The organism is Marinobacter sp. G11, assembly GCF_021282325.1.
GTDB classification, from domain to species: domain Bacteria; phylum Pseudomonadota; class Gammaproteobacteria; order Pseudomonadales; family Oleiphilaceae; genus Marinobacter; species Marinobacter vinifirmus.
This window is the reverse complement of the sequence record NZ_JAJSPB010000046.1, coordinates 1-13,794: the sequence shown is the minus strand read 5'-3', so window position 1 is coordinate 13,794 and position 13,794 is coordinate 1. Positions and strand designations below refer to the sequence as shown.

13 protein-coding genes and 1 pseudogene are annotated in these 13,794 nt (G+C 57.4%); 5 read left to right on the top strand and 9 right to left on the bottom strand.

What is annotated here, in order from left to right; all coding sequences use genetic code 11:
- Window positions 1–155: 155 nt before the first annotated feature.
- From LWH94_RS18030 to dapE, 3 genes are all read left to right on the top strand, one after another.
- Window positions 156–497: an ArsC family reductase gene (locus LWH94_RS18030; protein WP_232903154.1), complete on the top strand. Its 342-nt coding sequence runs from the start codon at window positions 156–158 to the stop codon at window positions 495–497.
- A gap of 53 nt (window positions 498–550) precedes the next feature.
- Window positions 551–1,579 (top strand): 2,3,4,5-tetrahydropyridine-2,6-dicarboxylate N-succinyltransferase, encoded by a 1,029-nt coding sequence (dapD, locus tag LWH94_RS18025; protein ID WP_232903153.1) that lies wholly within the window; start codon window positions 551–553, stop codon window positions 1,577–1,579.
- A 251-nt stretch (window positions 1,580–1,830) separates the two neighbouring features.
- Complete coding sequence (dapE, locus tag LWH94_RS18020) at window positions 1,831–2,961, top strand: succinyl-diaminopimelate desuccinylase (RefSeq protein ID WP_232903152.1); 1,131 nt, start codon at window positions 1,831–1,833, stop codon at window positions 2,959–2,961.
- Between the two features lie 156 nt (window positions 2,962–3,117).
- Here dapE and LWH94_RS18015 read toward each other — a convergent pair whose 3' ends face one another.
- On the bottom strand, window positions 3,118–3,336 hold the full coding sequence (locus LWH94_RS18015) for a SlyX family protein (RefSeq protein WP_022989856.1): 219 nt from the start codon (window positions 3,334–3,336) through the stop codon (window positions 3,118–3,120).
- A 156-nt stretch (window positions 3,337–3,492) separates the two neighbouring features.
- On the opposite strand from LWH94_RS18015, the gene LWH94_RS19485 reads away from it, so the two are divergent.
- On the top strand, window positions 3,493–4,035 hold the full coding sequence (locus LWH94_RS19485; RefSeq protein ID WP_058340195.1) for a cold-shock protein: 543 nt from the start codon (window positions 3,493–3,495) through the stop codon (window positions 4,033–4,035).
- 69 nt (window positions 4,036–4,104) lie between these two features.
- Here the strand turns inward: LWH94_RS19485 and LWH94_RS18005 are convergent, their stop codons facing one another.
- The 4 genes from LWH94_RS18005 to LWH94_RS17990 form a co-directional block, all read right to left on the bottom strand.
- A complete protein-coding gene (locus tag LWH94_RS18005) occupies window positions 4,105–4,479 on the bottom strand; it encodes a hypothetical protein (protein ID WP_022989854.1) in 375 nt (124 codons plus the stop codon).
- Window positions 4,451–5,857, bottom strand: a complete 1,407-nt coding sequence (locus LWH94_RS18000; RefSeq protein WP_232903151.1) for a hypothetical protein — start codon at window positions 5,855–5,857, stop codon at window positions 4,451–4,453. The genes LWH94_RS18005 and LWH94_RS18000 overlap by 29 nt, the downstream gene beginning before the upstream one ends.
- A 151-nt stretch (window positions 5,858–6,008) precedes the next feature.
- Window positions 6,009–8,606 carry a DUF6351 family protein gene (locus LWH94_RS17995; protein WP_232903150.1) on the bottom strand — a complete coding sequence of 866 codons (2,598 nt, stop codon included), beginning with the start codon at window positions 8,604–8,606 and terminating at the stop codon, window positions 6,009–6,011.
- A 140-nt stretch (window positions 8,607–8,746) separates the two neighbouring features.
- Window positions 8,747–9,187, bottom strand: a complete 441-nt coding sequence (locus LWH94_RS17990) for a VOC family protein (RefSeq protein WP_232903149.1) — start codon at window positions 9,185–9,187, stop codon at window positions 8,747–8,749.
- Window positions 9,188–9,245: 58 nt separating this feature from the next.
- Here LWH94_RS17990 and LWH94_RS17985 point away from each other — a divergent pair, with 58 nt between their 5' ends.
- Complete coding sequence (locus tag LWH94_RS17985; protein WP_232903148.1) at window positions 9,246–10,145, top strand: DUF1853 family protein; 900 nt, start codon at window positions 9,246–9,248, stop codon at window positions 10,143–10,145.
- 63 nt (window positions 10,146–10,208) lie between these two features.
- Here the strand turns inward: LWH94_RS17985 and LWH94_RS17980 are convergent, their stop codons facing one another.
- The 4 genes and pseudogenes from LWH94_RS17980 to LWH94_RS17965 form a co-directional block, all read right to left on the bottom strand.
- Window positions 10,209–11,312 (bottom strand): hypothetical protein, encoded by a 1,104-nt coding sequence (locus tag LWH94_RS17980; protein ID WP_232903147.1) that lies wholly within the window; start codon window positions 11,310–11,312, stop codon window positions 10,209–10,211.
- A gap of 62 nt (window positions 11,313–11,374) precedes the next feature.
- Window positions 11,375–11,755, bottom strand: coding sequence for a hypothetical protein (locus LWH94_RS17975; protein ID WP_232903146.1), 381 nt, complete (start codon window positions 11,753–11,755; stop codon window positions 11,375–11,377).
- Window positions 11,756–11,929: 174 nt separating this feature from the next.
- Complete coding sequence (locus LWH94_RS17970; RefSeq protein ID WP_232903145.1) at window positions 11,930–13,057, bottom strand: hypothetical protein; 1,128 nt, start codon at window positions 13,055–13,057, stop codon at window positions 11,930–11,932.
- Window positions 13,054–13,794: pseudogene (locus LWH94_RS17965) on the bottom strand (toxin VasX); the annotation flags it as partial. The gene LWH94_RS17970 and the pseudogene LWH94_RS17965, both read right to left, overlap by 4 nt.

The following is a 13,794-nucleotide window of genomic DNA, read 5'->3' as shown; positions in this document are numbered from 1 at the left end:
CGCGGCGAATCCTCATCAAGGCCAGAGGCGGCAACGCCGCCTCGTTAACAGGCCGGATATATGGCAGCAACCTGTCCCTCATCAACAACGTCTGAGGCCTTGCAAGCGGGGAGGAGACCATATATGGATTCCGTGGCAAAAAAAGGCCCCAAACCATGAAACTGTACGGCATCAAAAACTGCGACACCGTCAAAAAAGCCCGCAGGTGGTTGGACGAAAACGGCATCGCCTACGAGTTCCACGACTTCAAGAAAGACGGCCTCTCCAGCGAGAAGCTGAGCCATTGGGAACAGGCCGTTGGCTGGGAAGCGCTGATCAACAAACGCGGCACCACCTGGCGGAAACTTCCCGACGAGGTTCGTGATACCATTAGCGCCCAAAGTGCCCACCAGATCATGCTGGAGAACACCTCCATCATCAAACGCCCGGTAGTTGAGCGGGGCGACGAGGTCAGCGTGGGCTTTAACGCAGACCAGTGGGCTGCGTGGACTGACTGACTTTTTTCGGCCACGGAATACATTCTTAAATTTTTAGTACAGGAGCAGATCAGATGAGTTTTGCATTCGGCATTGGCATCGGCAGCCAGAACAACCAGGGCGAGTGGCTGGAGGTTTACTACCAGCAGCCGATCATGACCCCAGGCAAAGACCTGATCGACGTGGTTGAAACCGCGCTGGACTACAAAGGCGGCAACCAGGCCATCAAAGCCGGCGCCGAGCAGCTGAGCCAGTTTGCTAACGCCCTGCGCCAGCTGGGCCAGACCGAGCAGGCCAGGCTGGCCGAGCAGGCTGCCAACAGCAAGCGCCCGGTGGTGGTTACTGTACTGGCGACAGACGACACCGCCTCCAGCACCCCCGAGGTTTACCTGAAGCTGCACCTGATTTCCCATCGCCTGGCCAGGCCCCACACCCTGAAGCTGGACGGCATTTTCGGCCTGCTGCCGAACCTCGCCTGGACCAACGAAGGTGCCATCGACCTGAACGAACTGCCGGAGCGCCAGCTGCAAGCCCGTATTGAAGGCCGCACCCTGGAAGTGAAATCTGTAGACAAGTTCCCGCAGATGACCGACTACGTGGTACCCAAGGGCGTGCGCATCGCCGACACATCCCGGGTTCGTCTGGGCGCCTACGTGGGCGAAGGCACTACCGTCATGCACGAAGGTTTCATCAACTTCAACGCCGGTACCGAAGGCACCAGCATGATCGAAGGCCGCATCTCCGCCGGCGTGATCATCGGCAAGGGCTCCGACCTGGGTGGCGGCTGCTCCACTATGGGCACCCTGTCTGGCGGCGGTAACATCATCATCTCCGTCGGCGAAAACTGCCTGCTGGGCGCCAACGCCGGCATCGGTATCCCGCTGGGCGACCGCTGCACGGTTGAAGCAGGCCTGTACATCACCGCCGGCACCAAGGTGAACCTGCTGGACGACAACAACGATCTGGTGGAAGTCGTCAAAGCCCGCGACCTGGCCGGCAAAAACGACCTGCTGTTCCGCCGCAACAGCCTGACCGGCGCGGTGGAGTGCAAAACCAACAAAACCGCGATTGAGCTTAACGAAGAACTGCACGCTAATAACTAAAAGCGTTTTTTTAGCCACGGAATCCACGGAAGGACACGGAAAAATGAAAAGATAAGGACTGTTTGGCCACGAAATCCACGAAAAAACACGAACAAAGATGACGGATTAGAAAATCCAAAAGCTTTTAATCTTTAATTTCGTGTTCTTTCGTGGATTTCGTGGCAAAAAATCTTTTCATCTTTTCCTTCCGTGTTTTTCCGTGGATTCCGTGGCAAAAACAATCTTTAACCCAGGACCACAAAGGCCACCGAATGTCACTGTCCCCCACCCTCGAACTCGCCATGGATCTCATCAGCCGTCCGTCGGTCACTCCAGACGATGCTGGCTGTCAGGAGTTGATGATGTCACGCCTGGCACCTCTGGGCTTTGCTGGCGAGAACATGCGGTTTGGTGACACCGACAACCTCTGGGCCCGCAAGGGTTCAGAGGGGCCTGTGCTGGCCTTTGCCGGCCATACCGATGTGGTTCCGACCGGCCCGGAGAAGAACTGGGCCCACGCGCCGTTTGAGCCGGTGATCAAAGACGGTTACCTGTACGGCCGAGGCGCTGCAGATATGAAAGGCAGCCTGGCCGCCTTCGTAACCGCCTGCGAACGCTTTGTAGCGAACAACCCGAACCACCGGGGCTCTATCGCGTTGCTGATCACCAGCGACGAAGAAGGCCCGGCCCAGGATGGCACGGTAAAGGTGGTGGAAACCCTGGAAGCCCGAAACGAGAAAATAGACTGGTGCCTGATCGGTGAGCCGTCGAGTACGCACCAGGTGGGCGACGTCATCAAGAACGGTCGCCGTGGCTCCCTGCACGGCTACCTGACCGTACACGGGGTACAGGGCCACGTAGCCTACCCGCACATGGCGGAAAACCCGGTGCACACCGTGGCACCGGCACTGGATGCCCTGGCAAAGGAATTCTGGGACAACGGCAACGATTTCTTCCCGCCGACCACGTTCCAGATTACCCGCATTGAGTCCGGTGTTGGCAGCAACATCATTCCCGGGGAATGCCTGGTGCACTTCAACTTCCGCTACTGCACGGAGAACACCGCAGAAAGCCTGGAAGAGCGTGTCGTGGCCATCCTGGACCGCCACAACCTCAAGTACGACCTGCAATGGCACCTCAGCGGCCGGCCCTTCCTGACCGACAAAGGCGCCCTCGTGTCTGCCAGCCAGAACGCCATCCGCACCGTCACCGGCCGCGAAACCGAGCTTTCCACCTCCGGTGGCACCTCAGACGGCCGCTTCATCGCCCCCACCGGCGCCCAGGTGGTAGAACTCGGCCCCATCAACGCCACAATCCACAAAGTGGACGAATGCGTGAAGGCCAAGGATCTGGATACCCTTTCAGAGATTTATGAGCAGATCTTGGTGGAACTGCTGGGGTGATTTTTTTCGCCACGAAATCCAATAAAGAACACGAAATTAAAGACAAAGACATTTCAGGTTTCTAGTCAGTAATCTTTGTTCGTGTTTTTTCGTGGATTTCGTGGCTAAAACACGCCAAGCGGGGGCGCCCCCCAGAGCCGGCGGCCGACTCCGGAATCAGTAGTGAGGAGGCGGCACCTCCTGCTCCTCCGGCCGGATATTGGACGGCGAAATATCCTTCAGCTGCTTGTGCAGCGTCTTCTTGGCATCCCACAGCTCCCGAATATCCATTTCCTGCCTGGCCACCTGCTCACTCAGGGTATTAATCACGTCATCCTGGAACGCAAGTCGCATTTCCAGTTCCGCAATTCTGTCTTCGAGGGTGTTTTTGCTCATGAGGTTTGGTCAGCCCTTTCAGTAATCTGGTATCATGCCGCCTTTTACCGCCACAGCCGGGTTTCTGGCCAGGCGGCGCTCATCGGCCGGACATGCCATGTTACCTGATGCCCGGCTTTTTATCGTTACTGTAAAATCATGGAGAATAATCAGCCAATGCGTAATCCAGCCAAGGCGATCCTCGTTGCTGTTCTGATCGCGATTCCGGCACCGTTTATACTGGGCCTTCTGCTTACCACCACTCCGGACCCCCTGCGCCTGCTCGCCATTGGCGAAGGCCTTGAGGCCCTGGGCGCCAGCGGTGGCATTGCCGCCTACATCATTGCCTTCGTTCTTTTCGCCGTTGCCGGCTTCCTGGCAATTGCACTGGCCGGCAAGCAGCCTGCAACCGCAAACAATGCCCGCAGCCAAAGCCGTCCGGCCCGTGCCAGCCAGCCTGCCAACACCTACGATGACGACGAAGACGATTTTGACGACAGCACCCCGGAAGGCAACGAAGAGGGCACCGTCAAATGGTTCAACGTGAAGAAGGGCTTCGGCTTTATCGTTCGTGACAGTGGCGACGAAATCTTCGTACATTTCCGCGCCATCCGTGGCCGTGGCCGTCGTGTTCTGCGCCAGGGCCAGCTGGTTCGCTTCAACGTGGTTGAAGCTGACAAAGGCCTGCAAGCCGACAACGTGTCTATCCTGAGCGAATAATTCTGCTCTGAAGACAGCAAAAAGGCAGCCAGTTGGCTGCCTTTTTGCGTTATATGGGTAGTTAAACCGTCAGTTCCACACCACCTGCTGCTCACCCCGGTGATCCAACCGCCACCACTTTTCATCCTCTACCGGATCGCCTTCTTTCCAGTCACCCAGACTGCAACGGATCTCACCCTCCATCGCCCGCCAGGCACTTCGGGCGCATTCCAGATCACTGTTCCAGGGCAGGTCTTCACCTTCCAGTACCAGAGAGGTAAATCGTTTGCCAAAGGCACCGGGGTACAAACTGATGCGAAGGCGAGCGCCGTTGAAGGAAGCCGTACCCTTCGCCACCGATGACACGTCAGAATCATCCAGCTGTAACTGGTCAAGCTGGCCTTCCAGCCAGCGCGACACCGCGCCCGACTCAAGGTCACGAATATAGATTTCCAGATCCTGCACCCGAGGATTCTCCATGCTGTTGTTCACAATGCAGCACATAGTGAACCGGCCCGGGCTTGCCTGCAACCCATCGTTCGAGTTCCTCACGCAGATCTTCCGCCAGAAGGCGCCGCAGGGTTCCAGAACGCTGACGTTCATGCCAGCCGACTTCGGCGGCCGCCTGCTGGATCGATAACCGGGCCAGTTCCTGATCGGAAACCGCCCAATCATCCCCCCTCGCCAGCGCCACCAACGACTGGCGCCGAAGCGCATCCTGCTGGCCTGCAACCGCCAGGGCGCCCAGTGGCCCCCGACTGGCAAACAGGTCAAGCCGCGCTGCCGCCCGGCGCACCCACTCCAGCATGCCACCGGGCCGCGCAACCATCCTGCTGTTCCGGGAGCTGGCATAGTCTACTGCTGCCGAAGACAGCTGGATGTTCCACCGTTTCTCAATTGCCGGCTGGTGCGCCATCAGGATGGCCTTGCGCTGGGTTGCACTCATCTCCGGCATCATAAGCGAATCGATGGCCCGGCCCAGCGACTGAGCCAATCGCTCCGGTGCACCTGAATCGCCGTTATCTTCAGACAACAGAAGCACCGGGCCCTGCCAGCCAGTAACCAGCTCATGCACCACACCATCCGGCTGCTGAATCAGCTCCAGCAACCCGGCAGGAGACACGTTGTCCAGTACCAGGGCAGGCCAGTGTAGCGGGCCGGCTTCAGCTGTTGGTGCGACTGGCTGGTCTGACGCCATAATCTCGGCCTGCCGTCGGGGGTCCACCTGAACCCACAGAAAACCGGGCATGGACTTCAGCACGCTCAACCAACTGGTTTTACCGGTCCCGGCATCGCCCTTCAGCCAGATCAGCGCCCGGGAGTTGGCTGCGGTGATGACCACCACTTCTTCTGCCAACTCGAGCCAGGCCGGATCGGTAACAGTTAAGGGAGTAATGTCCTGATCCACGCCGACAACCGGTGCCGGTGGTTCCTCATGCTGCGCCGGCCAGTGGCTGACCAGTTCCAGCACCGCCACATAGGCTTTGTCCTGCAGCCGTTCAGCACCCGACGCCAACTGCCTGAGCAGGTGTGGCCACTCGAGCCAGGACACCCCATGAGTCTCCCGGGCTCCGGAAATCCAGTAAATCAGCTGGGAAGACAGGTCACCATCACCCCGGACTTCGGTAACGATTGGCTGTTCGCCCTGAATGGTGCGCACCAGTTCGTCCAGGTCGACACCCTGGCGCTTGAGAAACGGGGCGATGTCCGGAATCGCGTCCAGCAACGCCAACAGGAAATCTTCTGCAGTGATTACCGAACCGCCGCGGCGGTCGACGCTGTCCCGGGCCTGAACCAATGCACTCTGGCAGGCCGGAGACAGGCAAGCTTGCCAATCATCCATTCGGCAACTCCTTCCTTGGTCATGAGAGGCGCATCATCCTGATGCGATTGTGAAAACGGTCGCAAATTCTAGAGACCCGGGAGAACCGGAGCAACGACAAGCCGGCAGTTTTGATGACTGGCGCAAGGATTTGTCGTTGCTCCGGGCTATCTCACTGCGAGAGGGTGACCTCAAAGGCATCCGAAGCCCAGCCGCTAACGGCCGTTTCCGACTCAGGTAACGGCTCCCCTCCGTAGACAACTTGCTCCGAGTTGCCGTACTGCAACCAGACTTGCGTAGGCACCTGCCCTACCGGCGGCTTGCTGTAATCACAAACGCCGTTGGGGAAGATCTCTGCCACGCGCCTGGCGAAGTTTTCAGAATTCAGCACTCCGGTTGTCAGATTGACAGGGTAATCGGCCGGATCGACCGGTTTCAGCGGACACTTGTTGTTCAGGGTACGGATATCATCGCCGGCAACGGTGCGCGGGGTGCCGAAGCGGGTTTGCACCAGCAACGCCTGCAACTCAACGACGGGCTCGGTAATCGGTGCCAGAAGATCGGTCACCAGGGGCGGCAACCCAAGGTCTCCCAGGTCCAAACCGCACACCTGGCCAGTTGCAACATCCAGAATCTGACCGACTTCCGGCGGCAAGGTGGGCAAATACTCCAGCCCCGGAACTACCGGATCCGGGTAGAGCAAGCCGCCCGTCAACGGCAGCACCAGACCGGAGTCAGCCGTTACTCCAGACAAAGAGAGACAACGATCCCGGGCAGTATCCGGGCGGTTTCGAACCAGTTTTTCCGGCAACTCGCCACCCTGTTCATCCTGTTCTATACCCGCCAGCCACTGGTCCATCACCAGGAGTGCTTCCGTGGTAAACACCGTATCACCGGCAATGGGGAAAGCACCGTACCAGATCACATGGTTGAGGGAGTGCCCCTGCACTGCCTCTATACGGGCCCGGGTCTGCCAGGAGTGGTAGGCATCGTGGGCTAAACCGGGATCCGGCCCACGCAGGTCAATAATCGGCACGCCTTCGAAGTTTTCCCCGGTGTTGATCGCGCCGGTCCGGTAGGCATTGGTGATCGCTTGCAAGTCACCGCGGGTGCGCCCGGGCTGGTAATCGATATCAACGTTGAAACCACCGATTTCACGGTTTAGGTCCAGGAATTGCTGCCCATTGATCAATCCCTCCTGAAGCGCCCGAAGGCCATACTGTACGCCCTCGTTATCCAATGGGATGCCGCCAAAGCCATACCCCAGCAGCTGCTCATTTGGCGACCAGACTTCCGGAGACCGCTCACCAAACTGACTCTTCATGTAATCGATCAAGCCGCAGCGAAGACCGCCCGGCCGCTCTTCCGGGTGATACACCTCAACGCCATCAGGCAGTTTCGGACAATCCTCCTGATCCGGGTACGCGGCGGGGAAAAATGCCTGGTCCGAAACCACCGGATTGATGGGCAAGTGACCATACAAAAACGGCCACTGAGTAGGCAGCAGGCCATTGTTCAGCAACCCTTCAAAGAACCCCGGGGCATCCTCAGGGCTTTCCGGTGCCTGCAAGCCAAGGTAATTGCTGATCAGGTTGTAATCCGCAAACTGGGTAGCGGTTGTCCAGACATCCGGATAAGAGCACTGCACGATCAGGCCCTGATAGATCCCAGGATAGGCATTGGCAACATGTTGCTGGGCAATTGCGCCTCCGGAGCAACCGGTACCGATGGTGTAGCGAATCGGCCCGTACTGCTCGACGATATGCTCCTTGGCCATCACCAGGGATTCAGCTGCCGTCACCAGGTTAGCGTTATGCCCCAGGTTAGACTGCGCAGTGGAAAGGGTAACGAAGCCACGGGCCAGGGCCACTGAAATACTGTCGCCAAGCAACAGCTCGTTGCCGTTGGTCAGGCCCGACACATCGCCATTCGGAGGGTTGCCCATGCCGTAGCTCACCCCCACGTTCCCACCGTGGTGAACCAGAACCTTACCGTTCCACTGCTCCTGGGGGGCCAGTGCCGTCCATTCCTCACCGGGCTGATAGAGTGACATGACCTGATAGCGGTCGCGGTTCAGCACACCCGTCTCTACCCGCACAATGAACGGCAACTCCATGCCTTCATCAGTGGTGATAGTGGCAATATCTTCATCGGCAGGCGGGTTTTCAGGGTCGTATGGCAAGAAGGCATCCGGCAGGCCCGGATCCTCCGGGTCAAATTCGGTGAACAGCCGGGTGAGTTGCTCTGCGGGTACGTATTTAAAACTGAACTCCGGTGACTGATTGCAGGCCTCGTCTACTGCCGCCGCGTTAGTACAGTTCCAGGGCTGAACCTGGGGGCCGGAGAAAACCGGACCACCCTTGGGGTGGTTGGTAATACTGGTGGCAATCCGGCTTTTGCCGCGTTCCAGCAACACTTCCAGCGTGTTACTGCCGAGCTTGAGGCCGTTAACCAGGCCACGCCATGCACCTTCTCCAGCTTCCTGAAACTGCCCGGTGATATCCTCATCATTCAGGAATACCCGGGCATCCTGCAGGTTTTCCGCCACAACCTCCACCAGCGCGTCACCGCCACTGATCAGGTCTGCCCGGTTAGACAGCACCCGGATTTCGCCTTCGCCCTCTGGCAGCGCTCTGGGGCCACCGGGTTTTGCGGGTTGGGCATTTTCCGAACCTGTGCCGGACGACACTGATGCGGAATCCGAACCAGAACCACCGCAACCGGCCAGGGCAAGGACAACGGCTGCTACCAGTGCATTTCTGGAGAACATAACGGCCACCTCATTTGTTGTTGTTTGTGTACCCGAAGGTGCAAAAGTCAACAAATGATAAGCGGGCGCTATATGAACAGGCTTTGGTAACGCCGCCCGGGGGCGGCGTCAAAAGTGTGAACTGCGTCTCACAACACTGCTTACCAGGTACCGGTGTTACCCATGCTGGCCCAGGGCTCCTGGGGCTCCAGTGCGTCACCTTTCTGCAACAGCTCAATGGAGATATTATCCGGCGTGCGGATAAAGGCCATGTGACCATCACGGGGCGGGCGATTGATGGTTACGCCATTGGCCTGGAGCTTTTCGCACAGCTCGTAGATGTTCTCCACCCGGAATGCCAGGTGCCCGAAATTACGGCCGCCGGTGTATTCCTCCGGATCCCAGTTGTAGGTCAACTCTACCATCGGTGCCTGATTTTCCCGGGCACGGGCTTCGTCTTCCTGAGCGGCCAGGAACACCAGGGTAAAGCGGCCCTGCTCGCTGTCTTTACGGGAGATTTCCACCATACCCAGCAGGTCGCAGAAGAAATGGAGGGTGTCGTCAAGATTGCTGACTCGAATCATCGTATGCAGGTATTGCATGGTTGGCTCCTGAATTTAATGGCTCTTAAACCACCACAGTTTACGTTATTCTCGGGCCATGACGACAAACGCAGATACCGAAACCCCACTCACCTTTCAGACACCGGCCGTGCGCCACCTGGCGTGGCTGTGCTCTGCACCGCAGTTGCTCGAAGCCCCTGTGTCTTTCTATCCGCCGCAATGGTTACCTGACAACTACCTGGAAATATTGCAGCACTGGGACCAACAACCGGAAGCCATGCCCGCAAGGCTAGCCCAGCCCGCAGAGCGCCGGTTAGGCCATTACTTTGAACGTTTGTATGAAGTGCTTCTGAAAGAATTGCTGGGGTGGGAGCTATTACTGAAGAACCAGCAAATCAAAGCCGATAATCGAACCATTGGCGAGCTGGACTTCGTAGTGCGTAACCGCCAGACCGGTTGCCTGGAACACCACGAGATCGCCATTAAATACTATCTGGGCGTGAACGAAGGCGAAACCGGCACCCGATGGTACGGCCCCAACGCAAAGGACCGGCTGGACCTGAAAGCAGACCGAATACTGAACCACCAAAGCCCCATGGCGCAGCGGGTGGAGGCTCAGGCGTTGCTGGCAGAGCTGGGGATTTCAGAGGCCATTACCCCGAAAGTGTTTATGCCGGGTTACCTGTTCTATCCCGGTGATCGAGTGGAACTGCCGGATTACGTGCCGACGGAGCATTTGCAAGGGCGCTGGTGCTATGCCCGCGAGTTGGAGAACTCCGACCTGACCAGCTGGGTGCCATTGAAGAAGCCTCATTGGATCGGCCCCTGGAGGCAGGTTGAGCAGCCTGATGTTCGAGCTGCCCGGGAGGCGCTGGAGTTTGTGGAGGCTAAGGGCGTGCCGGTGTTGTTTGCGCGGGTGGAGTGGCAGCCGGGGCTTGGGTGTTGGGTTGAGAGGGAGCGGTGGTTTGTGGTGCCGGGGGATTGGCCTGCGCAATAGCGACAGGCCCGAGGCCCACACCCCAGCTGCTACCCCCTCAAATTGTGGGAAGAGGCCAAGGTATCAAATCGGCCAGGCATCAGCCGGGCGCAGTTTTCTGTATTCACCCATCGAGATCTTGCCCAGTTGCGGGGTGAGCTTGCAGGTTCTCTCACCCCAAGGATAACTCTCCTGACGTCGATGAACCTCAGTCCAGCCTTCACCCTCTTTCCAGGCTTCCAGATCCAAATCGCGCCAATATCTCGGATTTCGCCCAGTTTTCTTGTCGTGTTCTGCAGTTATCGGATCCAGATGCCGAAAGGGCTCCAGGCGCGGGGTATCGGGCAAGGGTTGCGTTACATCCATGTAGGTCTGCAGCATGTCCCAGGTGGCGAGCACCTCTGATTTGCTGGATTCGATGGAGCTGAACGCCATCCTATGAAAGGACTTCTGGGTGTAACGATGCACCAGAATCAGACGGTAGAAGACACCGCTTTGTTGGATAACACGGTCGACGTAGGCATCAAACTCGACAAACGGCGCCTGGAAAAAGCGCCCTCCTCCCATGGCCAGCCGAACTTGGCCGGTGATTCGGTTGAATTCGCTGCAACCGTCTGCAAGGGTCTTGTCCAGCCTTTTGTTGATGGCTTTTTCGAAGGGTTTAAGGATGAAACCCATGCCGGTGCTCATGAGCCAGTTTGTGGTTGGCCTCGCGATCCAAAACGTGATCAACATCCATCCTGGTACGAGTATCAAACCTAAAATACCTACAAGGAGGCCTGGTAGGTCATACACACCGGCAATCGTGAGCACACCCCATCCGATTAAGGCCATCCCACCGATAACCAGCGTCAAGATCCAGACAAAAGGAACGATTAACAGTAAAAGTTTAAACCCAAGCTTCTCATTCAGAAACCGAATGCGTTGGTGGTTCCACCACCAGTCTTTTGAACAGAACTGAGGATCCTGCTTTTCATGATCCTGAAGTGACTCAATGTCATTAACAGTTCCCTGGTAGGGGATAGTGAGCGCATAGCTGCCGATGGGCTGGAGCTCTTCTCCAATTCGAGCTCGCTCCTCGGGCGGTTTCGGCAATGGGCCAATATCAGTTGCCCGAAATGCAGTGTCTGAAAAACAGGACACGGGCTGTTGTGCATTCATCCGCTGACCTGGTTGGGTTTCAGCCAAAAATATTCCTCCGTGGGCACAAGAAACTATTCGAACTCCCACCACAACCGGAAGTGAGGGCCTTACACGACACAGGCTGTTTCCGGTCGACTTTGGCGATAGGTGGGCATATTCACACTGCCCAATTGCGGAGTGACTCTGCATTGCCTGCGGCCCCAAGCGTACTGCCGCTGCTTTCTCAACAGCCCCGCACCCACTCCCTTCTGCCAGTCCTCCAGATCGAGGTCTCGCCAGTAGCGGGGGTTACGGCTAGTAGTCTGGTCGTACTTGGCGGTCACCGGGTCCAGGTGGCGAAACGGCTCCAACCGGGGCATGTCTGGCAGGGGCTGGGTGACGTCCATGTAGCGTTGCAACATATCCCACAGCGCCAGCACCTCTGTTTTCTCCGCCTCAATGTTGCTCAGGGAGGTTTTGTTGAATTGCTTCTGGGTGTAACGATGCACGAACATCAGCCGGTAGAAGGCTGAACGTCTGCATAATCGCCAACAGGTTGTAGATCTTGCCCAAAGCGCCTTCTGCTTGTCACAGGTTCGGGAATGAAAGGAATATGACCCTCCCGCCTTCCGCGATTGTAAGAGCTAAGTTTGTTTGGATTCTGACTCACCCGGCGACCTTCCTCATGCCTGCATAACGCTCTGGGGTTCGCACTCAGCGGTCACCTGAGCAAAGATTTCCGTAACCGGTCTATTCGGGTTCGCCTTTCGAAGCTCCAGAACGCGCCGGCTTTGGCGCCTCAGTTCCTCACTTGGGCGGGCCCACTGGCCTTCGGGCAGCGGCTTGCTCCACGCGGCCATGGCCTCTGGCAGAGCTTTCTGGTTCATACGCCGGATCTTTCTGACCTCCCACTCCACCAACCGGTTCGGGAGGGTCCAGAAGGTCATCAGGTGGTACAGGTACCATCCAACCAGATAAAAAACACCTCGCTTGCCTTCACGGTATTCATCATGGAGTCGTTTGCGGGCATTGCGGAAGACGTGTACACCTTCCCATGGGGGATCATCAGGCCCCTGCAAGTCCAGAGGATCCTGAATTTCCTTCAGTGTATGGACTTCAAATTCCATGTAAGCACGAATCACTTCCCAGTTGCTGATCGCCTGGGGCAGCCCGTAGGTCTGAAATTCCAGTGTGTATTTTTTTCCGGTGTCTGGATGGTAAAAGCCGATACCGAAACCGTACTGGCGTTGTACCCCGTATTCCGTCACGCCCTGAGCCTCAGTGACCCAGGCAACCAGCTCTTCCCAAGGAACGAAGATGGGGTTTTGCTCATTCTGGGGCACAAAGCAAACCTCACGGCGCTGGCGGTTGAAGCGTGTGGGGGTGACCGTTTTGTATTTCAGGTGCTGGTTGATCCTGATGGCCAGGCCGAATAATAAGAAAAAACAGCTCCCTCCAACAGCAATCGGGAAGCCATAATCAGACACCCCACGTAGCGCATGGACTCCATCTTCCCAACCATTCCCGAGCCAATAAAGCACGAAGAAAGCTATAAGCGGGAACCCAGCCGCCATCAGAATAAATGATCCAAAGGGTACACCCAGCGTTGCCTGCCAACCAAACACCGGCGGCAGACCTGTCCCGAAATCCAGATAACCCTCTTGAACCTCTCCCACCGCATGGCCGTAGTCAACTGGCGGCAGACCTGTTGGTAATGGTCTTGGGGACAAAAATGTCAGCTTTCCACTGGGAAAGCTCTCAGCTTCGCCCGCTTTGGGCTGCAGATCTCCATTATTTCGCGTTTCACTCATAAATAAATATCCATGTCCATCAGAGGATCAGTGACACGCCGCCAAATGACCTCACCTTTCGAGGCTTCTTGAACGGGGACAACGGGATACCCGCTGTCCGGTCCGTCCTTCAACAGGTAAACGGATTCGGTATAGTGCCCCTCCGGCTGGAGCGCTTCCAACTTTACAAGCAAGGCCAACTCCCGCGAAAGCACCCGGTATTTTGACATCTGGGGCTGGGGACGGGTGAATGCCAACTGCAGGTGCCCAACCTCTTCGATGATGTCCAGGCTGGTGAGAATCTCGTACGTACAGTGCTCCCAGGACTCCGCGGTGCCAAAGAATCTGTTAGTCCGGGCGGGATGAACACGCCAGGCAGAGAGCCAGACACGGTAACGCGGCGCACTCTCGGGAGATTCTGCCAGCGCTCTCGCAGGTAGGGAATGGCAGTTCAGCACTAACTGGTCGTCGTTGGCTCCCGGTTGCAGGGTCACACTGCTACCCAACCCTGCCAGAGCGGACTCATAGTCTGCCAAAGAACCATTGTGTATGCGGGCCGGCTCTCGGGACCAAGGCGTACTCAACAGCCACTTGTCCCGCTCGTTCAGATTATAGCGGTTGTACAGCCAGGTGCCGCCCAGTTCAAGTACTGTGAACACCAGACCAAAAACATTGATTCGAGCAAAGAGACCAGACAAGCTCCTGCCGGCGGTAGCCCAAGCTAACCCCTTAGCAGTATCGTCGGCAGCCCACAGGAC

Bases quoted from the DNA above. Each gene is read 5' to 3' on its own strand.
- LWH94_RS18030 (WP_232903154.1), top strand. From the start codon at position 156: ATGAAACTGTACGGCATCAAAAACTGCGACACCGTCAAAAAAGCCCGC.
- dapD (WP_232903153.1), top strand. From the start codon at position 551: ATGAGTTTTGCATTCGGCATTGGCATCGGCAGCCAGAACAACCAGGGC.
- dapE (WP_232903152.1), top strand. From the start codon at position 1,831: ATGTCACTGTCCCCCACCCTCGAACTCGCCATGGATCTCATCAGCCGT.
- LWH94_RS18015 (WP_022989856.1), bottom strand. From the start codon at position 3,336: ATGAGCAAAAACACCCTCGAAGACAGAATTGCGGAACTGGAAATGCGA.
- LWH94_RS19485 (WP_058340195.1), top strand. From the start codon at position 3,493: ATGCGTAATCCAGCCAAGGCGATCCTCGTTGCTGTTCTGATCGCGATT.
- LWH94_RS18000 (WP_232903151.1), bottom strand. From the start codon at position 5,857: ATGGATGATTGGCAAGCTTGCCTGTCTCCGGCCTGCCAGAGTGCATTG.
- LWH94_RS17995 (WP_232903150.1), bottom strand. From the start codon at position 8,606: ATGTTCTCCAGAAATGCACTGGTAGCAGCCGTTGTCCTTGCCCTGGCC.
- LWH94_RS17990 (WP_232903149.1), bottom strand. From the start codon at position 9,187: ATGCAATACCTGCATACGATGATTCGAGTCAGCAATCTTGACGACACC.
- LWH94_RS17985 (WP_232903148.1), top strand. From the start codon at position 9,246: ATGACGACAAACGCAGATACCGAAACCCCACTCACCTTTCAGACACCG.
- LWH94_RS17970 (WP_232903145.1), bottom strand. From the start codon at position 13,057: ATGAGTGAAACGCGAAATAATGGAGATCTGCAGCCCAAAGCGGGCGAA.